The organism is Sinorhizobium prairiense (assembly GCF_029201645.2).
GTDB lineage: Bacteria > Pseudomonadota > Alphaproteobacteria > Rhizobiales > Rhizobiaceae > Sinorhizobium > Sinorhizobium meliloti_A.
Window position 1 is genome coordinate 856803 of the sequence record NZ_CP104133.1, and the last position, 22949, is coordinate 879751.

The 22949-nt window shown below is 62.4% G+C and carries 17 protein-coding genes and 3 pseudogenes; 13 read left to right on the forward strand and 7 right to left on the reverse strand.

Annotated elements, in window-relative coordinates:
* The first annotated feature begins 77 nt into the window (after positions 1–77).
* Complete coding sequence (locus tag N0Q91_RS27335) at positions 78–1658, forward strand: sugar ABC transporter ATP-binding protein (protein WP_275598708.1); 1581 nt, start codon at positions 78–80, stop codon at positions 1656–1658.
* A 1-nt stretch (position 1659) separates the two neighbouring features.
* Positions 1660–2691 carry an ABC transporter permease gene (locus N0Q91_RS27340; RefSeq protein ID WP_275598709.1) on the forward strand — a complete coding sequence of 344 codons (1032 nt, stop codon included), beginning with the start codon at positions 1660–1662 and terminating at the stop codon, positions 2689–2691.
* A 38-nt stretch (positions 2692–2729) separates the two neighbouring features.
* On the opposite strand, the gene N0Q91_RS27345 is transcribed toward N0Q91_RS27340, so the two are convergent.
* The 4 genes from N0Q91_RS27345 to N0Q91_RS27360 all read right to left on the reverse strand — a co-directional run bounded on the left by N0Q91_RS27345 (position 2730) and on the right by N0Q91_RS27360 (position 7012).
* On the reverse strand, positions 2730–3947 hold the full coding sequence (locus N0Q91_RS27345) for a TIGR03862 family flavoprotein (protein ID WP_275598710.1): 1218 nt from the start codon (positions 3945–3947) through the stop codon (positions 2730–2732).
* Positions 3948–4117: 170 nt separating this feature from the next.
* Positions 4118–5113 (reverse strand): TRAP transporter substrate-binding protein, encoded by a 996-nt coding sequence (locus N0Q91_RS27350; protein ID WP_275598711.1) that lies wholly within the window; start codon positions 5111–5113, stop codon positions 4118–4120.
* Between the two features lie 28 nt (positions 5114–5141).
* On the reverse strand, positions 5142–6407 hold the full coding sequence (locus N0Q91_RS27355) for a TRAP transporter large permease (RefSeq protein ID WP_275598712.1): 1266 nt from the start codon (positions 6405–6407) through the stop codon (positions 5142–5144).
* Entirely contained in the window at positions 6407–7012 is a 606-nt protein-coding gene (locus tag N0Q91_RS27360; RefSeq protein WP_275598713.1) for a TRAP transporter small permease, read from the reverse strand. The genes N0Q91_RS27355 and N0Q91_RS27360 overlap by 1 nt, the downstream gene beginning before the upstream one ends.
* 87 nt (positions 7013–7099) lie before the next feature.
* Between N0Q91_RS27360 and N0Q91_RS27365 the strand changes: the two genes are divergently transcribed.
* On the forward strand, positions 7100–7759 hold the full coding sequence (locus tag N0Q91_RS27365) for a GntR family transcriptional regulator (RefSeq protein ID WP_275598714.1): 660 nt from the start codon (positions 7100–7102) through the stop codon (positions 7757–7759).
* Between the two features lie 21 nt (positions 7760–7780).
* On the opposite strand, the gene N0Q91_RS27370 is transcribed toward N0Q91_RS27365, so the two are convergent.
* On the reverse strand, positions 7781–8797 hold the full coding sequence (locus N0Q91_RS27370; RefSeq protein ID WP_100672452.1) for a substrate-binding domain-containing protein: 1017 nt from the start codon (positions 8795–8797) through the stop codon (positions 7781–7783).
* 446 nt (positions 8798–9243) lie between these two features.
* Here N0Q91_RS27370 and N0Q91_RS27375 point away from each other — a divergent pair, with 446 nt between their 5' ends.
* The 6 genes from N0Q91_RS27375 (at position 9244) to N0Q91_RS27400 (ending at position 15538) form a co-directional block, all read left to right on the forward strand.
* Positions 9244–10515 (forward strand): ABC transporter substrate-binding protein, encoded by a 1272-nt coding sequence (locus N0Q91_RS27375; protein WP_275598715.1) that lies wholly within the window; start codon positions 9244–9246, stop codon positions 10513–10515.
* A gap of 86 nt (positions 10516–10601) precedes the next feature.
* Positions 10602–11588, forward strand: coding sequence for a carbohydrate ABC transporter permease (locus N0Q91_RS27380; RefSeq protein WP_275598716.1), 987 nt, complete (start codon positions 10602–10604; stop codon positions 11586–11588).
* A complete protein-coding gene (locus N0Q91_RS27385; protein WP_275598717.1) occupies positions 11588–12418 on the forward strand; it encodes a carbohydrate ABC transporter permease in 831 nt (276 codons plus the stop codon). The genes N0Q91_RS27380 and N0Q91_RS27385 overlap by 1 nt, the downstream gene beginning before the upstream one ends.
* Before the next feature lie 9 nt (positions 12419–12427).
* Positions 12428–13456 (forward strand): ABC transporter ATP-binding protein, encoded by a 1029-nt coding sequence (locus tag N0Q91_RS27390; RefSeq protein ID WP_275598718.1) that lies wholly within the window; start codon positions 12428–12430, stop codon positions 13454–13456.
* 202 nt (positions 13457–13658) lie between these two features.
* Positions 13659–14444, forward strand: coding sequence for a ThuA domain-containing protein (locus tag N0Q91_RS27395; protein ID WP_198516742.1), 786 nt, complete (start codon positions 13659–13661; stop codon positions 14442–14444).
* Between the two features lie 11 nt (positions 14445–14455).
* Positions 14456–15538: a Gfo/Idh/MocA family protein gene (locus N0Q91_RS27400; RefSeq protein WP_198516741.1), complete on the forward strand. Its 1083-nt coding sequence runs from the start codon at positions 14456–14458 to the stop codon at positions 15536–15538.
* Positions 15539–15650: 112 nt separating this feature from the next.
* Here N0Q91_RS27400 and N0Q91_RS27405 read toward each other — a convergent pair whose 3' ends face one another.
* Positions 15651–16007: an SPW repeat protein gene (locus tag N0Q91_RS27405; RefSeq protein WP_003525746.1), complete on the reverse strand. Its 357-nt coding sequence runs from the start codon at positions 16005–16007 to the stop codon at positions 15651–15653.
* A 406-nt stretch (positions 16008–16413) separates the two neighbouring features.
* Here N0Q91_RS27405 and N0Q91_RS27410 point away from each other — a divergent pair, with 406 nt between their 5' ends.
* On the forward strand, positions 16414–18072 hold the full coding sequence (locus tag N0Q91_RS27410) for an arylsulfatase (protein WP_275598719.1): 1659 nt from the start codon (positions 16414–16416) through the stop codon (positions 18070–18072).
* 266 nt (positions 18073–18338) lie between these two features.
* Here N0Q91_RS27410 and N0Q91_RS27415 read toward each other — a convergent pair.
* Positions 18339–19448, reverse strand: a pseudogene (locus N0Q91_RS27415) (BCCT family transporter); the annotation flags it as partial.
* A 1-nt stretch (position 19449) separates the two neighbouring features.
* On the opposite strand from N0Q91_RS27415, the pseudogene N0Q91_RS27420 reads away from it, so the two are divergent.
* From N0Q91_RS27420 to N0Q91_RS27430, 3 genes and pseudogenes are all read left to right on the forward strand, one after another.
* Positions 19450–20222, forward strand: a pseudogene (locus tag N0Q91_RS27420) (DUF2950 family protein); the annotation flags it as partial.
* 227 nt (positions 20223–20449) lie between these two features.
* Positions 20450–21408, forward strand: a pseudogene (locus N0Q91_RS27425) (formylglycine-generating enzyme family protein).
* A gap of 162 nt (positions 21409–21570) precedes the next feature.
* On the forward strand, positions 21571–22839 hold the full coding sequence (locus N0Q91_RS27430) for an alpha/beta hydrolase (RefSeq protein ID WP_275598720.1): 1269 nt from the start codon (positions 21571–21573) through the stop codon (positions 22837–22839).
* Positions 22840–22949 lie beyond the last annotated feature (110 nt).

Consider the following 22949-nt stretch of genomic DNA (forward strand, 5'->3'; position numbering starts at 1 on the left):
GGGATACGCGGCTGCAGCCGCATCCGCCGGCAGGGATGGCCCTGCCGGCGAACTGACCGCAACTCCGGACCATGCCAATGCAGTCGACTATCATTGCCGAGAAGAAGATGCCCTCCGCAGAGACGCGGAGCGATACGACGCCTTTTCTGGAAGTTCGCGACCTGGAGAAGCGCTTTGGCGGCGTTCGCGCCCTGAAGGGGGTGAGCTTCACGATCGAGCGCGGACGTACCTACCATCTCATGGGCGAGAACGGATGCGGCAAGAGCACGCTCATCAAGATCATCTCCGGCGCCCAGCCGGCAGATGGAGGTGAGCTTGCGATCAACGGTAAAAAGGTCGAGGGCCTGACGCCGATCGGCGCCCTGGCAGCCGGCATCGAGACGGTTTATCAGGACCTGTCGCTTCTTCCCAATCTGAGCGTCGAGGAGAATGTCGCGCTGACGCAGCAGCTGGTTGCCTCCAACGGCAGCCTCGCGCGGCGTCTCGACCTTAAGGGTCTGCGGGAGACGGCCGTCCGTGCATTGAAGGACGTCGGTCTGCCGACGGAGCCCGCCTTCCTGGCGACACCCGTCGAAGAACTCCCCATCGCAACGCGCCAGCTCATTGCCATTGCCCGCGCGATCGCTTCCGATGCCGGCCTGGTCATCATGGATGAGCCGACGACCGCTTTGACGCGGCGCGAAGTGGACAACCTCATTCGCGTCGTGCACGGCCTGCACGCCAAGGGCGTGTCTGTCCTTTTCGTCACGCACAAGCTCGACGAATGCAAGGCGATCGGCGGGCAGGCGATCATCATGCGGGACGGCCTGAAGGTTGCCGAATGCGACGTCGCCACTCAGTCGAAGACCGAACTCGGCTTCTGGATGACGGGCAAGAAACTCGACGACACGCGTTATCGCGTCGATTCGCATGGTGACGAGACGCTGCTCTCGGTGGAGCGGCTCGGGGCCGCCGGCTTCGACGATGTCAGCTTCACGGTCTCCAAGGGCGAGATATTCGGGATTACGGGACTTCTCGATTCCGGGCGAAACGAGCTTGCGCTTTCGCTGGCCGGCGTGGAACCGGCGCGGCGGGGCTCGGTACAGCTCGCAGGCAGACGGGCCGATCTGTCGTCGCCCGCCTCTGCGATCGAGGCCGGCATCGGCTATGTTCCGGAGGACCGCCTGTCTGAAGGGCTTTTCCTTGGGAAATCCATCCGCGAGAATATCGTCATGGCGGTCCTCGATCGACTGCGGGGCGCTTTCGGCCTGCTCGACAGCCGCCGGGCGAAGGCTCTGGCACAGAAAACGGTCGACGATCTGCAGGTTGCGACTCCGGATATCGACAACCCCGTCATGTCCCTTTCAGGCGGCAACCAGCAGAGGGTTCTGATCGGCCGCTGGCTGACGATCGAGCCGAGCCTGCTCATCCTGCATGGCCCAACCGTCGGCGTCGACGTCGGATCGAAGGACACGATATTCCGCGTCATTCAGCGCCTTGCAGGAGACGGCATGAGCGTCGTCATCATCAGCGATGATCTGCCCGAGCTTCTGCAGAACTGCGACCGCGTGATGGTGATGCGCAAAGGTCGGGTCGCCGATATCTTTCCGGCCGAAGGGCTTGAGGAAGACGCAATCTACAAGTCGATGATGGCCGAAGACGGCCAGGGAGTTCAATAACATGGCCGATGTCGCAGCGACCCCCGTCAGCGGGACCGAGGGAGTGCCCGCCGCAGTCCGGACCATGCGCTGGTTTATCCGCCACCCTCCGGCCGTTACCTTCCTCCTCGTCGTGATCGTCTGCATCGTCGTGGGCACGATCAACCCGGACTTCTGGCAGGTTTCCAACCTGTTCGACATGGCACGCTCCACCGTCGTGCGCGGCCTCTTCGCGCTTGGCGTTCTCGTCGTGCTGGCATCCGGCGGGCTCGACGTCTCGTTCACGGCCATTGCTGCGCTGGTGATGTACGTCATCACCATGCTGGTCACGAATTATGCGCCGGATCTGTCCATCTGGCCGATCCTTGGCATCGCAGCCGCCGGCGGCGCGATCCTCGGCATCTGCAACGGCTTGCTGGTCCACGCATTGAAGGCGCCCTCACTGATCCTGACGATCGGCACGCAATATGCGATCCGCGGGTTTCTGCTGACCTTCATCGGAACGGCACTGTTCATGAACATCCCCGAATCCATGGACGCTTTCGGAAAGCTCGCGCTTTTACGGCACGAGGGGGCGAATGGTGCAGTCTCGACTTTGCCCGCCTATTTCCTCGTACTGGTCGTCGCTGCACTCGCCACCTGGTATATCCTCAAGCGGACCCTTATAGGCCGGGCTATCTATGCGGTTGGCGGAAACGCCAGTATCGCTTCGCGTCTCGGATACAACCTGCGCACTGTCCACGTGTTCGTCTTTGCCTATGCCGGTCTGCTCGCCGGGATCGCGGGTATCATGCACGTGTCGAGCAATCGTCTCGCCAACCCTTTCGATCTGGCGGGGTCGGAGCTGGACGTCATTGCCGCGGTCGTCCTTGGTGGCGCGCGCATCACCGGAGGCTCGGGTACGGTGCTCGGAACACTTCTCGGGGTACTGCTGATCACGCTCGTCAACAATGTGCTGATCCTCGTCGGCATCCCGAGCACGTTTCAACTTGCAATCATCGGGCTCTTCATTGTCGCCGCCGGTGCCATGTTCTCCATCAGACCGAAAAGCTGAGCGCTGACGGATGTGAAGACGTGCTGCGATCCGCAGTGTTACTGAAGGCCATCGGCGAGCCATGCTTCGACGCCGCGGGCCGCAGCACGGCCCATGGCGAGGCACGCGGTGAGGAGATAGCCGCCGGTCGGCGCCTCCCAGTCGAGCATTTCTCCGGCGGCGAAGAGGCCGGGGAGCGCCTTCAGCATGTAGCGGTCATCGATGGCGTTCAGGCGGATCCCGCCGGCCGATGAGATCGCTTCGGCGATCGGCCGTGTTGCGAGCACCGGAACGGGCAAGGCCTTGATCACGGCAGCGAGTTGCTCCGGCGCGGCTCGTGCCGCCTCCGTCGAGAGTTCGCGCAGCAATGCCGCCTTGACAACGTCGAGCCCCGCGCCCTTGCGCAGGCGGTTGGAGAAGCTCGCCTTGCGGTCTTGTCGCGCGAGATCCCGCGCGAGCCTGTCGGCCGTGCGGCCGGGTGTGAGGTCAAGGAGGAGCGCCGCCTTGCCGTCCCGGTCCAGCCGGTCGCGCAGGCTTGCCGCATGGGCGTAGACGAGGCTGCCTTCGATGCCGTGGCGGCTCACCACGAATTCGCCCGGGATCGTCCCCGCATCGGATGTTGCGGTAACGCCTTTCAGCGGTTGGCCGGCAAAACGCTCGCGGAAAACCTGCGTCCAGGCGACGTCGAAACCGCAATTAGCAGGGCGGAAATCGCTGATCGGCACGCCTCTTGCCCGCAGCAACGGCACCCAGGCGGCGTCGGAGCCGAGCCGTGGCCAGCTTGCGCCGCCAAGCGCCAGGAGAGCCGCGTCGCAACGAACGACCGTCATTTCTTCCGGCGTATCGAATACGTAGCCGTTCTCCGTGAAACCCGACCAGCGATGGCGTGTTAGAAGCCGGACGCCCTGGGCCTCCAGCCGGCGGAGCCAGCTGCGCAACAGCGGCGAGGCCTTCATAGCCTTCGGAAACACGCGGCCGGAAGAGCCGACGAAGGTCTCCGCGTCAAGTCCGGCTGCCCAGGCGCGCACGTCATGCGGGGTAAAGGCATCAAGGGCCGGGCGCAGGCTTGCCGAAGCATCGCCGAAGCGCGCTGCGAAGTCCCGGTACGCTTCGGAATGGGTTATGTTCAGGCCGGATTTTCCCGCGAGCAGGAATTTGCGCGCCGCGGTCGGCATAGCCTCGTAGACGGTCACCGCATGGCCCGAGCGGGACAAGACTTCCGCGGCCATCAGACCGGCGGGACCGCCGCCGATAATTGCGATTTCTTTTCTTTCCATCTGTGGACCACCCAGGATCTCCTCAGGCTCTCTTGGCCTGCGGCGGGCCAGGGCGCAAGCAGATTGAGGCGATTTGCGTGCCAAGCGGCTGGCGGGATGGGGAAAGGGTGCGCGGTTTTCGCGAACCAAATGGGGAAGGCGGCGCGGGCCGCCTTCCCCATCCGAGAGCGTCAGAGCGTTGCGCCGACCTTGCGAAGTTCGGCGAGAACCGGTGCCTTCGGCAGCCAGATCTTGTCGTATTCGGCGATGATCCGTCCGGCATCGGCGACGGTGACATCCTTGATCGGAATGCCTGCGCCGGCGAATTTTTCGAGGAGGGCCGGCTCGTTGGCGACGGTCGCGTCGATCTGCTCGTCGAGCGCTGCCTTGGTAAGGCGGGCGATGATCTCCCGGTCGGCCTCGGGAAGGGTCTGCCAGACGCGACCGGAGGCCAGCGCGACGCAGGGCATGAAGATGGCGTTCATCTTCAGGATGGTCTTGGACACCTTGTCGAAGCGCTGGTTCCAGGAGAAGTCGAGGTCCGCCTCCAGACCGTCCACCTGGCCGTTCGACATTGCGTCGAAAACGGCCGGTGTCGGGATCGGCGTCGGCGCTGCGCCGAGCAGCTGGTAGAAATCGCGGTAGGCGGGCGTCGTATTGATGCGCAGCTTCATGCCGTTGATGTCGTCGAGCCCGGCGATCTCCTTAGCCGAGAAGACGACGCGCATGGTGGTGATGCCCCAGGCAAGGCCGACCGTTCCGGTCTCGGCCGGAAGGACGTCGAGGAGCTTCATGGCGACCGGCTCGCGCACGAGCTTGGCGACCTTGGCAGTCGAATCGACGACCCAGGGCGCGTTGATCGCGGCAACGGCGGGAATGCGCGAGCCGAGTTCGGCGGTCATGATCCAGCCGAGATCGAGCGCGCCGCTCTGCATCTGCTGCAGCATCGCGGCCTCGTTGCCGAGCTGGCCGGCCGGAAAGACCGAGATCGACAGGCGACCGTTCGTCTCTGCCTTGAGGGCTTCGCCCACCTTGAGTGCGGCATTGTTCCAGGGATGTCCCGGCGGCGTGACGATGCCGAGGCGCAAGGTGCGCGTTTCCTGCGCGCGCACGAGCGACGGCGTGGCGAGCGAGAGGGCTGCGCCGGCGGCAACGCCGCCAAGGAAGGTTCTGCGGGAAAATGTCATGGAAGATCCTCTGGCTGGTTCGTTGTGGTTATCGGGCGAAGAAGGTCGAGAGCGAGGGAATGAGCGACAAGAGCACGAGCATGAGACAGGAGACGAAGAAGAAGGGCAGCGTCACCAGGAACATCTTGCCGGGCTTTGCGCCGGTCACCGCGGCCGCCACGAAGAAGCAGAGCCCGACGGGAGGCGAGAGGAAGCCGAGCACGAGGTTGACGACCACGACGACGCCGAAATGGATCGGGTCGATGCCGTAGACCTCGGTCGCGATCGGCAGGAGGATGGGCACGGTCATGATGAGTCCGGGGGCGCCGTCGATCACCGTGCCGATGACGAGCAGGATGACGTTGACGAGCAACATGAAGGTGACCGGATCCGAGGCGACGGTCTGGACCCAGCCGGCGACCTGCTGCGGCACCATGCCGTAGACAAGTACCCAGGAGAAGACCGCGGCGGCCGCGACGAGGAAGAGGACCACGGCCGAATAGATCCCGGCGCGCAGCATCATTCGAGGAAGATCGGAGAATTTGAGCTCGCCGATCCAGAAGCGGCCGACGAGCACCGCTGCAACGGCGCCGACGGCTGCGGCCTCCGTCGCGTTGGCGAGGCCGGAGAGGATCGAGCCGACGATGACGAAGGGGATGAGAAGCGTAGGCAGCGCATCCAGGACGATACGGGTGCGCTCCTTGAGCTTCATGCGCTCGCCGCGCGGATAGTTGTAGACGCAACCCATCGCCGCGATGACGAGGCAGAAGGCTACAGTCAGCAGAATTCCGGGCACAATTCCTGCGGCCAGCATATCGCTTACCGGAACCTGCGCGAGCACGCTGTAGACGACGAACATGATCGACGGGGGGATGATGGGACCGAGCATGCCCGAATAGGCGGTGAGCCCGGCGGCGAAGGTCTTGTCATAGCCCTTCTTCTCCATCTCCGGCACCATCATCTGCGCCATGACGGCAACCTGCGCCGTGGCCGATCCGAGTATCGAGGCGACGAACATGTTGGCGAGCAGGTTGACATAGGCAAGCCCACCGCGCATCGCGCCGACGAAAGCCATCGTCATGTCGATGATGCGCCGGGTGATGCCGCCGCCGTTCATGATCTCGCCGATCAGCACGAAGAGCGGAATGGAGATCAGCCCGTAATTGTCGACGCCGCCGACGAGCTGCGTCGGAAAGCTCTGGAAGAGCAGGGGATTTCCGGAGGCGAAGATATAGACGATGCTGCCGAGGCAGAGGCAGACGCCGATCGGAACGCCGACGAGCATGAAGAGGAGGAAGGCGGCGGTGGTGACCATCAGTTCACTCCCTCGGCGCTCGAAAGTTCGCGCCGCTCACGCTGAGGCGACAGACCCAGGTCTTCGACGAGATTGGCGGCGCAATGGACGGTCATGGTCACGGCGAAGAGCGGAATGACGAGGCTGATCGCCCAGATCGGCCAATTCAGCGTCTGGCTGCGCTCGGTATAGAGAAAGTTGAAGCTCTCGGCCGCGAAGGCCTTAGCGTCGAAGCCGGCGCGGATGATGCCGACGGGGTCCATCCACATCCAGCAGAATGTCGCAAGCGCAAGGGCGAACAGGAGGACGAGCAGTGTCGAGGCAGCGCGCATCCAGCGCGCCGCCGCGGGCGGCAGGTAATCCGTCAGCAGCGTCACGGCGAAATCAAGTCTGAGACGCGTCAGCGCCGAGCCTCCGAGGAAGGCGAGCCAGACCATGGCGTATACGGCCGATTCATCGACCCAATAGAGCGGATGTCCGCTGTAGCGGGTGACGACGTTCAGGAGGATGAGCGCGAGAAGCACGCACATCAATCCGGCAACAGCGCGCTTTTCGAAGGCGAGCATGGCTTCGGAGAGAGAGACGATGGCGCGCGCATAAAGCGGCGGCGCGACTGACTGGTTCATGACTGTTCCCTGGGTTCCGTATAAAGTAAATTTTATACATTCTTCGAGTCAATATCATTTTTGGCGGTATTCCTGTAGCGAGCGTCCATGGTGTCACATCTCAAACATCGCACCCTCTCCGGGGCATTAATCGAGGAAATCCGGCAGGCGATTCTCTCCGGGCGCTATCCGGCCGGCAGTCAGCTGCGCCAGGATGCGTTGGCCGAAACCTACGGCGTCAGCCGCATTCCGGTGCGCGAGGTCCTGTTTCAGCTCGAAGCCGAAGGGCTGGTCAGGATCGTCCCGCAGAGGGGGGCGATCGTCTCCGAACTGTCGCTCGCCGAGATAAACGACGTTTTCGAGCTGCGGGCGCTTCTGGAACCGCGGCTCTTCCGCAAAGCGGCGCCGCTTCTCGATGGCGACGATTTCGCACGGGTGGAGGAGGTTCAAAACCGATTCCTCAGAGCGACGGCCGCAGGAGAAATCGACTCCTATGGCCAGCTCAATGCCGAGCTGCACCTGGCCCTCTACCGGCGCGCCGAGATGCCCCGGACACAGCAGATCGTCGCGTCCCTGCTGCAGACGAGCGACCGCTACACGCGCGTCCAGCTCTCAAGCGTCGCAGCGATGACCCGAGCGATGGAAGAGCATGCCGAGCTGATCCGCCTCTGCCGTGCGGGCGCTTTCGAGGAGGCGGCCGGCTTCCTGGTCTTCCACCTCAAGGCCGTGCATGAGGACCTGCTGTTCCGGTTGAAGGGACGCGAGTAGAGCCCCGCCAGAGAAGGATGGTCAAGCCTCCGGCGCCCGACCGGTCGACTCGCGCAGGATCAGCTCGACCGGCCAGAGCTCATGAATCTCCGTGGCGGGCCGTCCGGTGAGCAGCTGCAGGGTGAGGTCGGCCGAGCGCGCGCCGGCGGCGCGCAGGGACGACCGGCTCGTCGAAAGGGACGGGACCATGTTGTCGGCCGTGAGATAGGGGAAGACATCGTCATGGGCGATGACGGAGATGTGCTGCCCGACCACAAGGCCGACCGAACGCACGGCGCGATAGACGCCGAGCGCCGTCATCATCGAGCCGGCGACGAAGGCCGTCGGGCGGGGGGACTGCTCGAGGAAGGAACGGGCCGCGCGAAAACCGATCTCGTCGGTGAACTGGCCATGCGTGACGAGGCGCGGATCGAAGGGCAGCCCGCGCTGTTCAAGCGCCTCGCGATAGCCCTTGTCGCGGTGGTGCGTGAAAGTGAGACCGTCGCGGCCGTTGATGAGTGCGATCCGTCTATGGCCGAGGTCTAGGAGGTGCGAGGTGGCGCGGCGGATCGCGCCTTCGTTGTCGATATCGAGCCAGGCGTGCGGCACGTCGGTCTCGGAGCGGCCATGGACCAGAAAGGGAATGCCGAGCTTGTGGAGCAGCAGAATGCGCTCGTCGTTCGGCCTCGGTGAATGGATGATCACGGCGTCGACCCGTCCGCTCGTCGCCAGCCGGCTATAGAGCTGGAGCTCGGCTTTCATATCATGGTCGGCAACCGGGCTCACGAGAATGTCTATATCCTCGCTGTCCAGCCGTTCGGCCATGCCGCTCATGAATTCGGAAAACTGGAATTCGTTGCGGCCCATAACGACGCCGATCGCGCCTGCGCGGCCCGTAACGAGGCGCACGGCGTTGATGTTCGGCCGGTAACCGAGGCGCACAGCCTCCTCGGCAACGCGCTTGCGGGTCTTCTCGCTGACTTCCGGATAGCCGCTCAGAGCACGGCTTACCGTCGTTGGAGAGAGCCCCAACTGTTGGGCGAATTCCTTAAGCTTCACTGTTCTTCCCTGCGCCCCTTCTGCGTATTGTCCGGGGATCGCTTCCGAAGCAAGTCACGCAGCAAATCGAAAAGCTGCATTCGCTCATTTTTGCGCATCGCTTCGATGCTCGGCCCTGCAGACATTCGCGGCCGGACTATACCCGGTTTGCCGGCAGTCACAATCGGTGCCTTTACGTCGCGGACATGATCCAAATCGTTTTAAATTCCTGTGGATGAAGTATTCTTGCAAACTGGTTGAGCGCCGAGCCGGGTTGTGGCGATGCGGCGTTGCGCGTTGGGTTAACGTTCTGATTATACGCCAAAAAATCCGAAATGGCCATGGCATTTATTTCCGCTTCGACCTCGGCTTGACAGCAGATTGTCCTTCTGACAGCTTCTGCGCACCCAAACCGTTTTCGAATTGCTGAGGAGCCTGCGGAATCGGGGGGAGTTTTGGAGGGACCAATGAACGTGAAGCCATTTGTAAGGACGCTGATTTCCTGCGCGGCGATCGTCGGCGCAATCGACCTTGCTGCGGCCGCTGAACTGTCTATGGCGGCCAATTCGACCGGCAAGAATCTGAGCTTTCTGCGGGACCAGATCGCCAAGTTCGAGAAGGAAACCGGTCACAAGGTCAACCTCGTGACCATGCCGGCTTCGAGCAGCGAGCAATTCAGCCAGTATCGACTCTGGCTTGCGGCCGGCAACAAGGATGTCGACGTCTACCAGACGGACGTCATCTGGGCTCCGCAGCTCGCCGAGCAGTTCGTCGACCTGACAGAGGCGACGAAGGATGTGGTCGGCAAGCACTTCCCCTCGATCATCCAGTCGCAGACGGTCAACGGCAAGCTCGTCGCTCTGCCCTTCTATACCGACGCGCCGGCGCTTTATTACCGCAAGGACCTGCTCGACAAATACGGCAAGACGCCACCCAAGACCTGGGACGAACTGGCGGCGACGGCGAAGGAGATTCAGGACAAGGAGCGTGCCGCCGGCAGTGCCGATATCTGGGGCTTCGTCTTTCAGGGCAATGCCTATGAGGGGCTCACCTGCAACGCGCTCGAGTGGATCAAGTCGTCCGGCGGCGGTCAGATCGTCGAGCCCGACGGCACGATCTCCGTCAACAACGAAAAGGCGGCGGCGGCCGTCGAGAAAGTCAAGGAATGGATCGGCACGATCGCGCCCAAGGGCGTGCTTGCCTATCAGGAAGAGGAATCACGCGGCGTCTGGCAGACCGGCAACGCAGTCTTCATGCGTAACTGGCCCTATGCCTACGCGCTCGGCAACGGCGACGACAGCGCCGTAAAGGGCAAATTCGAGGTGGCCCCGCTTCCGGCCGCCACGGACGGCGATCAGCCGTCCTCGACACTCGGCGGATGGAACCTCGCGGTCTCGAAATATTCCGACGAGCAGGAGGCGGCGATCGCCTTCGTCAAGTTCCTGGGCTCGGCCGAAACCCAGAAGGTGCGCGCCATCGAGCTTTCGAACCTGCCGACGATCGCGGCGCTTTACGACGATCCGGAAGTCGCGGCCGCCCAGCCGTTCATGCCGCATTGGAAGCCGATCTTCCAGAGCGCCGTGCCGCGCCCCTCGGCCGTGGCAAAGGTGAAGTACAACGAAGTGTCATCCAAATTCTGGAGCGCCGTGCACAACACGCTTTCGGGTAACGGAACGGCGGCGGAGAATCTCGAACTTCTCGAAGTCGAACTGACGGAACTCAAGGGCGACGCCTGGTAAATCGCGAGACCCGGACGGCAGCTCTGCCGTCCGGGTCAAGATCAAACGGCACGGGCGGGACCCGCGCCAACCGGTAGGCTCACGTCATGACTGATCTCTCCCTCGCGGATCGGCCGGCTGCGCTTGCGCATGGCGGCAGGATAGGCTCGGACCTGCAGGCGCAACGGGTCCGTTCGGCCTGGCTCTTTCTCGCGCCAACCTTCCTCGTCCTGGCGCTCGTTGCCGGCTGGCCGCTCATCAGAACCATCTATTTCAGTTTCACCAACGCGTCGCTGACCAATCTGTCGGGCGCCGAATTCGTCGGCTTCGCAAATTATCTCTCATGGGTCACCCTGAAGAGCGGGCGGACGATTTACAGGGGCCTGCTTGCGGATCCCGCCTGGTGGAATGCGGTCTGGAACACGCTCAAATTCACGGTTCTTTCGGTCAGCATCGAAACGGCGCTGGGCCTTGTCGTCGCTTTGGTGCTCAACGCCCGGTTTCCCGGTCGCGGCCTCGTCCGTGCCGCGATCCTGATCCCATGGGCGATCCCGACCATCGTCTCCGCGAAAATGTGGGCCTGGATGCTCAACGACCAGTTCGGCATCCTCAACGACATGCTGCTCGGCCTCGGTCTGATCGGCGAGAAGATCGCCTGGACCGCCAGCCCCGACACAGCCATGATCGCCGTACTGATCGTGGACGTGTGGAAGACGACGCCCTTCATGGCGCTCCTGATCCTCGCCGGCCTGCAAATGGTGCCGGGCGATATTTATGAGGCGGCCAGAATCGACGGAGTCCATCCGGTACGTATCTTCTGGCGGGTCACCCTGCCGTTGATCCGGTCGGCGCTGATGGTCGCGGTCATCTTCCGCATGCTCGACGCGTTGCGCATTTTCGACCTCATCTATGTGCTGACGCCCAACAACGCGCAGACCAAGACCATGTCGGTCATGGCGCGCGAAAACCTTTTCGATTTCGACAAGTTCGCCTATGGGGCGGCCGCCTCGACCATGCTGTTCCTGATCATCGCGACGATTACGATCCTCTACATGTGGCTCGGCCGCCTGAATTTGAGCGGAGGAGAACGCTGATGGTCGTCGCGATCGCAAAGCGGGCCGCGTTCTACGCGCTGGTTGCCGTCATCATCCTCGTCGCAGTCTTTCCCTTCTATTACGCGATCCTGACGAGCCTGAAGTCCGGCACGGCGCTGTTTCGTATCGACTACTGGCCGACGGATATTTCGCTCGCCAATTATGCCGACATCTTTTCGCACGGAACCTTCGTGCGCAATCTCGGCAACTCACTCCTCGTCGCCACGCTGGTGGTTGCCATATCGCTGCTTCTTGCCGTGACCGCAGCCTATGCGCTTGCCCGGGTACGCTTCCGCGGCCGCGGTCTGCTTCTCCTGACGATCCTGTCGGTCTCGATGTTCCCGCAGATCGCCGTTCTTGCAGGTCTCTTCGAGCTCATCCGCTTCGTCGGGATCTTCAACACGCCGCTCGCGCTCATCTTTTCCTACATGATCTTCACGCTGCCGTTTACGGTCTGGGTCCTGACCACCTTCATGCGAGACCTGCCGATCGAGATCGAAGAGGCGGCGATCGTCGACGGCGCCTCGCCGTGGGTGGTGATCACCCGCGTCTTCATGCCGCTGATGTGGCCGGCGCTGGTGACGACCGGGTTGCTGGCCTTCATTGCGGCATGGAACGAGTTCCTCTTCGCGCTGACATTCACGTCGTCGAACACGCAGCGCACCGTGCCGGTCGCGATCGCCCTGCTTTCGGGCGGCAGCCAGTTCGAGATTCCCTGGGGCAACATCATGGCGGCATCCGTGATCGTCACCGTGCCTCTCGTGGTCCTCGTGCTGATCTTCCAGCGGCGGATCATTTCCGGCCTGACGGCCGGTGGCGTCAAAGGATAGGAGAACAAGATGGCAGAGCTTCAATTGCGCGATATCCGCAAATCCTTCGGCGCCTTCGATGTGATCAAGGGCGTCAGCATGGAAATCAGGTCGGGCGAGTTCATGGTCTTCGTCGGCCCTTCCGGATGCGGCAAGTCGACCCTCCTGAGACTGATCGCCGGGCTCGAGGAAATCACCTCCGGAACCCTTGCCTTCGACGGCCAGATCGTCAATCGGCTGACGCCTTCGCGCCGCGGCATCGCCATGGTCTTTCAGTCCTATGCGCTCTATCCGCATATGACGGTCTACGAAAACATGGCCTTCGGGATGCAGCTCGCAGGCAAGGACAAGCAGCAGTGCCGCAAGCGGGTCGAGGCGGCGGCGGAAATGCTGCAGCTCACGCCCTATCTCGAACGCCTGCCGCGCCAGCTTTCGGGCGGGCAGCGCCAGCGCGTCGCGATCGGCCGTGCGATCGTTCGCGATCCCAAGGTCTTTCTGTTCGACGAGCCGCTTTCGAACCTCGACGCGGCGTTGCGTGTGGCCACCCGGCTCGAAATCGCCAAGCTTCACCGCAGCATGCACAAGACGACGATGATCTATGTGACACATGATCAGGTCGAGGCGATGACGCTCGCCGACAGGATATGTGTCCTGAGGGACGGTCTCGTCGAACAGATCGGCACGCCGCTGGAGCTTTACGAGACGCCGAATTCGGTGTTCGTCGCCGGCTTCATCGGTTCGCCGAAGATGAATTTTCTTTCCGGCGCCTTCGCAGAGCCATACAAGGCGGACACGATAGGCATCCGCGCGGAACACCTGGAGATCGAGGAACAGGGAGGTGAGTGGAGTGGGACCGTCATCCATTCGGAGATGCTCGGTTCCGACAGCTATATTTATCTCGACATCGGGACCGGCGAGCCGGTGATCGTCCGCGAAAGCGGCATCGCCAAGCATCAGCCCGGGCAAACGATCAGGATCTCGCCGGCCGCCGGCCAGGTTCACCGCTTCGATGCGGGCGGCCGGGCCCTCGGGCGGACGGAAATGCGGGGTGCGGCCTAGAACGCAGCCACCCGATTTCGCTCGGAAAGTTTCGAAACCAAGGCTGATCCGAAGGATTTCGGATCATTCCAAAGCCTCAAACGTTAGGGCAGAAAAGGGCGGGGACCTGTGTGGTTTTCCCGGCCCGGCTCCGCGCCCACACTTCAAGTCACGGACGGTCGGCATCCGGCAGCGGGTGCCCCAAATCACGAGGAGAATGACCTTGTCTATCAATGCCATCGTGTGGGGTGAAAACATCCACGAGCAGACGAATGCGGTGGTTCGGGAGATTTACCCGGACGGCATGCACAACACGATCGCAGCCGCACTCAATTCCGACCCGGGGATCGATGCGACGACGGCGACGCTGCAGGAGCCGGAACACGGACTCAGCGAGGCGCGGCTCGCCGCCGCCGACGTGCTCCTGTGGTGGGGCCACAAGGATCATGGCGCCGTCGACGACGCCATCGTGGAGCGCGTCGCCAAACGCGTTTGGGAAGGCATGGGTCTGATCGTTCTCCATTCCGGCCACTTCTCCAAGGTGTTCAAGCGGCTGATGGGCACGCCCTGCGCGCTCAAGTGGCGCGAGGCTGGAGAGCGCGAACGCGTCTGGGTCGTCAATCCGCGCCACCCGATCGCCGAAGGGCTCGGCGAGAACTTCGTCATCGAGAACGAGGAGATGTATGGCGAGCAATTCTCAGTGCCGGAGCCGCTGGAAACGGTGTTCATCTCCTGGTTTGCCGGCGGCGAGGTCTTCCGATCGGGCCTCACCTGGCGGCGCGGCGCGGGCAATATCTTTTATTTCCGCCCCGGGCACGAGACTTACCCGACCTATCACGACGCGACCGTACACAAGGTACTGCGGAACGCGGTGAAATGGGCGTACAACCCGCAGGGCACCTATAAGGCCATCCATGATGCGCCGAACGTCCCGGTGGAGAAGGCGCTGGAGCCGATCGTCGAGCGCGGCCCGAGACTGCACCGGGCCGGCGAAGCCGGCTATCGATGAAGGGGGCCGCCATGCGTTTGCTAATTCTCGGAACCGGCGGCATGGCCAACAGCCATGCGAAAGCCTTTGCTGAGATCGAAGGCGTCGAAATGGTCGGCGCCGTCGACGTGGACCCGTCCCGTGCCAAGGCCTTTGCCGTCACGCACGGTATCGAAAACACCTTCACCTCTCTCGACGAGGCGATCGCCTGGGGAGAGTTCGACGCGGCCACCAACGTGACGCCCGACAAGGCGCATCACCCGACGACCCTGGCGCTCATTGCCGCCGGCAAGCATGTGCTGTGCGAAAAACCGTTGGCAGAAAACTATGAGAAGGCCGCCGAGATGGCTGCCGCAGCCGAGCGGGCCGGCCTCGTGACCATGGTCAATCTGACCTATCGCAACGTCGCTCCGCTGCAGAAGGCGCGTGAACTCGTGATTGCCGGCGAAATCGGCCGGGTGCGGCATCTGGAGGCTTCCTATCTCCAGAGCTGGCTGGTGTCGCGGGCCTGGGGCGATTGGGCAAGCGAGTCGAAATGGCTATGGCGGCTGTCGACGAAACACGGATCCAATGGCGTGCTTGGCGATGTCGGCATCCACATTCTCGACTTCGCCGGCTACGGTGCCAACAGCTCGGTCGAGCGGGTATTCGCGCGCCTGAAAGCCTTCGACAAGGCGCCGGACAACCGTATCGGCGAGTACGACCTCGACGCCAATGACAGCTTCGCCATGACGGCGGAGTTCGAAAACGGTGCGATGGCCGTGATTCATGCCAGCCGCTGGGCGACAGGCCATCTCAACGAACTGAGGCTCAGGCTGCACGGCGACAGGGGAGCCTTGGAAGTAATCCATACGCCTGATGGTTCGAGCCTGCGCGGCTGCATGGGGCCCGATGTCGAAAAGGCCGTTTGGCGCACCGTCGATGCCGGCACCGTGCCCACCAACTACCAGCGTTTCGTCGAGGCTGTGAAGGCCGGCCGAACCGTCGAGCCGGGTTTCCGCCATGCCGCGGACCTGCAGCGAGTGCTCGATCTCGCCATCGAGACGGAGCGCTCACGCCGCGAACTCGGCGTACCGGACATCGACGCGGTGGTGCAGGAACGCGCTGTGGGGTGATAAGCGGCAGGACCGCTGGACCCCGCGCGCCGCGTTCAACCGATGCGGCGCGCTTTAAATCCACTTGAATCGTTCATGACCCTGGTCGATCCGACGCTGGAGTCATCGTCATCTAGGCGTGTGAATGGTGACGATAGTCCCAGACCGCCCAGGCTGCGATTGCGGCGACGAGCACGCCGAGAATGACATGGGTCCACATCGCGTTCACATTTCCCATGAAGCCGAGCAGCCAGGGAGAAACGATCAACCACAGGCCGATTATCATATTGGCCCATTCCTCCCATTCGGCGAAGGCCGAAAGGGTTGCGACCGCAAGGGCGCCGAGCACGATACCGGCGATCCAGGCGTTCCACGTCGGCGCGGCTTCAGCCGCAAAGCCGATGACCCAGGGAGAGAGGAACAGGCACGCTGCCAAGACCAGATTTGCCCAATCCTGGCTTCTTCTTCCTGCCATCAGAGTGTTGGGCATGACAACCTCCACATATGAAGTTTGGCAAAGCGTCACCACTCGCGTGCAGCTTACGTTGCAACTCCGTTCGCCTCCGATCGCACGGTTTTGTAACGCTTTGAATTGCTGCCGTAATTTTACTCGCAAACCGCGGGTGTTTCAAGGAATCCATCAAGACGCGGAGTTTTGACGCCCGCTAGGGCTTCCATAGAGCATGACCAGCTCATGGAAACTGCAGTGACCGCCTGCTGCGCCTTCGTGCGTCCTTTCGGATGTTGTAGAAAATCAAAACGGCGGCGCAACGTCCGTCGCGTTGCCCCTTGGTCCAACTTCTCTCGCCAGATGCTTCGGCCGATAATCATGCGGGCTCCAGAGTGCGCGGATCCCGCATGGCTTCGAACGTACAAGTTTAATCAAGGAGTGAAGCATGGGCCTTCCAGATGCTGAAAAGCGCAAAAATGCGCAAGAATCGATCTCTATAGATCGTCGGAGCCTCCTGCTGGGCGGTACGATCCTTGCAGCTGCTGCTGCGGCAAACGGGGCCGTGGCCGTGGGCAGCGCGAAGGCTCAGGAGCAACCGGCGGCGAACACCGGCAAGCCGCCGAACGTCCTCGTCATCTTCGGCGACGACATCGGCATTCCGCAAATCAGCGCCTACACCATGGGCCTAATGGGTTATCGCACGCCGAACATCGATCGTATCGCCGCCGAGGGCGCGATCTTCACCGATGTTTACGGGCAGCAGAGCTGTACCGCAGGGCGCGCCTCCTTCATTCTCGGCCAGGAACCGTTCCGCACGGCGCTGCTGACGATCGGGATGCCCGGCGACCCGCACGGCATTCAAGACTGGATGCCGACCATCGCCGACGTCATGAAGTCCAATGGATACGCAACCGGCCAGTTCGGCAAGAATCACCTGGGGGACCGCGACGAGCACCTGCCGACGAACCACGGCTTCGACGAGTTCTTCGGCAACCTCTACCACCTGAATGCCGAAGAGGAGCCGGAAGGCTACTTCTACCCGAAGGACGAGGAGTTCCGGAAGAATTTCGGGCCACGCGGAGTCATCAAATCGAGCGCGGACGGTAAGATCGAAGACACCGGAGCGCTCAACACCAAGCGCATGGAGACCGTCGACGAGGAGTTCCTCGCGGCCGCGAAGGATTTCATCGATCGCCAGGCAAAGGCCGACAAGCCGTTCTTCTGCTGGTTCAACTCGACGCGCATGCACGTGTTCACCCATCTGAAGCCGGAATCCTTGGGCAAGACGGGCAAGGGCATCCACGCAGACGGCATGGTGGAGCATGACGGCCATGTCGGCCAGCTTCTGCAGCAGCTCGACGACCTCGGCATAACCGAAAACACGATTGTGCTCTACACCACCGACAACGGCGCCGAGCTCGCTTTGTGGCCGGATCGCGCGATGACCATGTTCCATGGGGAAAAGGGCACAACCTGGGAAGGTGGTTTCCGCATTCCCATGATGGTGCGTTGGCCGGGCGTGGTGAAACCGGGCACGCAGATCAACGATCCAGTGACCCTGATGGACTGGATGCCGACCTTCGCGGCCGCCGCCGGTATCCCCGACGTCAAGGAGCAGATGAAGACGGGCTTCCAGTCTGGCGACAAGAACTTCAAGGTCCATCTCGACGGCTACGACCTCACCGCGCTCCTGGAGGGCGAGTCCAAGAAACCGCCCCGCGAAGCGGTCTACTATTTCGACCAGGGCGGCAACCTGAATGCGATCCGGTGGAACGATTGGAAACTCAGCTTCGCAATCAACAGTGAAGGCAACATCGCCACGGCCACCCGTGAGACGCCGAGCTGGGCCAATATTACCAATCTGAGAATGGATCCCTATGAGCGAGGTGCGAAAGAAGGGGGAGGGGCCATGGATTTCATCGCCCGAAACATGTGGCTCCTGGTGCCGATCCAGGGCAAGATCAAGGAGTTCTTCGAGGACTTCGACCAGTATCCCTACCAGCCGGGCAGCACTCTGAATGCCAGCGGGATCAGCTATACGTGGCTGAAACAGCAGGCCGCGCTCAATCGGCTCGGAGAGTTGGAAAGCCTGGCGCCGCGTTGATGCACGTCTTCTGAGCCCGCGGCTATCTCCAGTAAGGTGGGCAATGCAGACGAGTAACGAGGATCGCATATTCCAGCCATATTGCGATCTTCGGGAAAGGCGGGGGAAGCCTCCGCCTTTCCTTTTCGGACTTCCTGGCAATGTTCTAACCTTTTGGTCCACGCACTTCCGGACGGAAAACCGTGACACACTTTTCCTGGAGGTGCTCTATTGCTCTTCGGGCGAGGTCGCCACAGCGAGGACTCCGGGGACCGTACGAAGCCCGTTTATCGTTCGAACTGAAACAAAACATCGTTGATGATCTGGTTGTCCGCCATTCCCATGATGTCATAGCCGCGGCTACCGTCCGAAAAGAAGGTGCGCGCCTCGTAGCGGACGTCTGCAACGGGTGCGTCATGCGCGGTGAAGGCCGGAAGTTTGTGTTCCGACACCCCATAGACGAAATCGCGATGGCCTTCGGCCGGAACCGTCAGGGTCAGTGCTCCCGTTTCGGCATCCCGATCGACCGAAGCCGGCCGAGACCGGCGCGTCAGTTCCCTGGCCACTGCATCCAGTGCCGGGAGCACGGAGGCGTGCAGGAATTCCTCCACCGTCCGCTTATCCGGCGTGCTCAAGGTCATCGCCAGGCGCCGCTGCCAAGGCACACCGGACGCGGGATAGGCTCTTGGACCGACTGAGCCGGGTGATTGTGTGCGGGGCGAGATCGGCCCACATCCCGACGAATAGCGACCAAACCAGAATGAGCATCACGAAGCTGAACGGCAGTGCTGTGGAGATCGTAGCGGATTGGAGTGCCGTCAGCCCGCCGGTGGAGAGCAGAACGGCCGCCACGATACCGCTGAGCGAACACCAGAAAATCCGCTGAAGAGCAGGTGTCGCCGTTTCTCGCCGGACGCAATCGTGTCGATCACCAGCGAGCCGGAGTCGCTGGAGGTCACGAAGAATATGCTGACGAGCAGAACCGCGAGCGTCGAGGTTACCGCGGGCCACGGCAGATATTCGAAGAACTGGAAAAAGGCGACCGAAAGGTCCGCCTTCACGTCACGCGTCAGTTCGCCGTTGGCGATCGTCGTGTCCACGTAGATCGCCGTGTTTCCGAAGACCGTCATCCAGAGGAAAGTGAACATGGCGGGTACGAAGAGGACGGCGGTGACGAACTCTCTCACGGTACGCCCGCGGGAAATGCGCGCGATGAACATGCCGACGAAGGGTGACCAGGAAATCCACCAGGCCCAATAGAACAGGGTCCAGCTGTCGATCCACGGGCGCGGCTCGTAGGCATAGATGTTGAAGGTTCGCAAAACCAGGCTATCGAGGTAGAGACCGATGTTCTGGACGAAGTCGTGCATGAGCGTGCCCGTCGGTCCGACCACGACCGTCACCGGCGGCGATTTCGACAAGCTCGCAGTGCTGGTCGGGCTGGACCCGGCCAAGACAAGGTCGAGCGAAGGGGTGATGGAGACCTATGCCGACATACAGGAGGGTGTGAAGGAGAAGGTCGTCGTCGAGGATGTGGAGGGCCGCAAGGTCCTCGAGATCGGCGACGAGCTGTGGCCGTTTCCCTTCCCGATCTCGAAGGGGGACGACGGCAAATGGGCTTGCGACACCTTTGTCGGACTGGAGGAGATCGCCAACCGGCGGGTCGGTGACAACGAACTGGCGACGTTAGCCACCATGCGCGCCTATGTCGGAGCGCAGGAGGAGTATGCCCTCGGCGACCACGATGGCGACGGCGTCCTGGAATACGCGCAGAAACTGATCAGCGACGAGGGTACGCAGAACGGGCTCTATTGGCCTGCAGAGAAGTTCGAAGGGGAGGAGAGCCCTGCAGCCGCGGCTCTGGCAGAGGGCGATGCCTTGGAACGGGCGAAGGCCGGCCAGGGCTATCAAGGTTATCGCTACCGAATCCTGACCAGTCAGGGCGACAACATCGCGGGCGGCAAGTTCGACTATGTCATCAACGGCAACATGATCGCCGGCTTCGCCCTGGTGGCCTGGCCGGTGAGATACGGCGTCTCGGGGTGAAGACTTTCGTGGTCAACCGCAATGGCATCGTCTACGAGGCGGATCTCGGGGAAGAAACCGAGAAGACTGCCGCCGACATCCGCACATTCAACCCGGGCGACGCTTGGGCGATCGCCGAAGACTGAGGGCGCGAACCCCGGTGCGCCGGGCTTGCCGGAACGGCGCCGCAGCAGCCGTGTGATGCGAAGGGGTGCGATGCGTCGGCAACAGCAAGGAATTTTATGCCGCCTGCAGCCCTTCCATCGAAAGGCGAATGCGGACAATATCGCGGGCTTGGTCCAAGATGCCCTGCATGAATTGGGCTGCTAGCCGTCGGCGGAAGATCCAGGAACCGGTTTCAGTGAGAATGCCAATGACGTCGTCTTTGCACACCGCGGCCGAGGTTCAACCCGCGGCGGAAATGGTCTGGATTTCCGGTGCGACCTTCATGATGGGGTCGAACGACCATTATCCCGAGGAAGCGCCCGTGCACCCGGTGACGGTCGACGGGTTCTGGATGGACGAGACGCCGGTCACGAACCGTCAGTTCCTGGAGTTCGTCAATGCGACCGGACATGTGACCTTCGCAGAAAAGCGGCCGCGCGCAGAAGACTATCCCGGCGCCCCGCCGTCCAATCTGAGAGCAGGCTCGCTCGTCTTCACGCCGCCGAAACGCCCGCTGAGGGGAAGCGACATATCGCAATGGTGGATATTCACCCTCGGCGCCAACTGGCGGCACCCGCTCGGGCGCAAGAGCAGCATCGGAGCGATTCTGGACCACCCGGTCGTCCATGTCTCCTATGAGGATGCAAAGGCCTATGCCGCATGGGCCGGCAAGGAGTTGCCCACCGAGGCCGAATGGGAACTCGCGGCGCGCGGCGGTCTCGATCAGGCCGAGTTTGCCTGGGGGGACGAATTCGCCCCGGGCGGAAATCACATGGCCAATACCTGGCAGGGCAGCTTCCCGGTGGAGAATTCGCTGGAGGACGGCTTCGCGCGGACGTCGCCGGTGAGGTTCTACCCGGCGAACGGCTGCGGGCTCTACGACATGATCGGCAATGTCTGGGAGTGGACCACGGACTACTGGTCCATGCGCCACCCGGAGGCGGCTGCGAAGCCGTGCTGCATTCCGAGGAATCCGCGCAATGGGGATGTGGAGGCCAGCATCGATCCCGCGGCAAGAGTGAAGGTTCCGCGCCGCGTCCTCAAGGGGGATCGCATCTCTGCGCGCCCAACTATTGCCGGCGGTATCGTCCCGCAGCCCGGCACGCTCAGGAGACGGACACGACGACCAACCATGTCGGTTTTCGTTGTGTCAGGCGCGTGCGCTGAGATGGGTGACCGGGCATCCGTGCTGGCGGGGATCCGTGCTGGCGGGGATGCGCAGTTTGAATGGGATCGTTACACGGGTTTCAATCTTGCCGTGTAAGGGTCTAGGTTGCAGGTCGAATGTGAGGGCGGCGCGACGGCGCCCGGAGGTTGTGAGGCGTTGTTTTGTTGAGTGTAGGTTCGTGCGGAGGGCGGCTCCGCGTTGCGAAAGCCGGGGGCGCGGCTCTGTCGGGGTTTGTCGCGCTCGCCCTTCTGGCCGGCTGCGGAGGTCACCCGAAAGGCGTGATGACTCCGGTGGCTCTGGCGCAGCCATCTACGACGTCTCAGGTCGACATGCTGGTCGCCACGACCCGTGAGCCCTCGGGAGACCCCGCGACCCTGTTTTCGGGTGAGCGCAGCCCGACGCTTTCGATGACCGACGTGGCGGTCTCGATCCCGCCGGACTCGCGCCGCAAGCCGGGCACGGTGCAGTGGCCGCGCAAGCTGCCGCCCAGTCCGGAGACGGATTTCGCCGTGACGCGGGTGCGCGAACTGGCATCGGATGACGAGGCGCGCAGCTGGTTCCAGATGCACAATGAGGGCGGCCACGTGCTTCTCTTCGTTCACGGCTTCAACAATCGCTACGAAGATGCGGTCTTCCGGCTGGCGCAGATCGTGCACGATTCCGGTGCGCAGGCGACGCCGATCCTGTTTACCTGGCCGTCGCGGGCACGGGTATTCGACTATAATTACGACAAGGAGAGCACCAACTACTCCCGCACGGCGCTGGAAGATACGTTGCGCACGCTTGCGAATTCTCCGCATGTCAAGGACGTCACCATCCTCGCACATTCCATGGGAACCTGGCTGACGATGGAAGCGCTGCGCCAGATGGGAATTCGTGACGGAAAGATCGCGCCGAAGATCGAGAACGTGATCCTCGCTTCGCCCGATATCGACCTCGACGTCTTCGCCAAGCAATGGGTCGACATGGGCAAGGCGCGGCCGAAGTTCACGGTCTTCGTTTCACAGGACGACCGCGCGCTGGCGGTCTCGCGGCTGATTTCCGGGGACGTGTCGCGGCTCGGCGCGATCGATCCGACTGCCGAACCCTACCGTACCCAACTGGAACATGCCGGGATCACCGCAATTGACCTGACCAAGGTCGAGACGGAGGACGGCCTGCATCACGGCAAGTTCGCCGAAAGTCCGGAAATCGTGCAGTTGATCGGGCAGCGGATCATCAAGGGCCAGACGCTGACCGATTCCGAAATCACGCTGGGCGACGGAATCACCGCCGTCGTCGCCGGCACCGCCAAGAATGTCGGGAACGTTGCGGCCGCCACGATTTCCGCGCCCGTCAATATCATCGAACAGAGCGGGACGCGCCGCAAGAAGGTCAACCTGGAGGAGACGCTGACAAGCGCCGAGACAAGCGAAAACCCGACCCAGTGACTTAGAATGTCTCCCGGCCAATTATGGCATGATTTTTGTGCGGACTGCCTGGTTTCAGAGAGTTGTGGCGTTTTAGTATTTCACTGAATCGCTTGAGGATTGAAAGACTT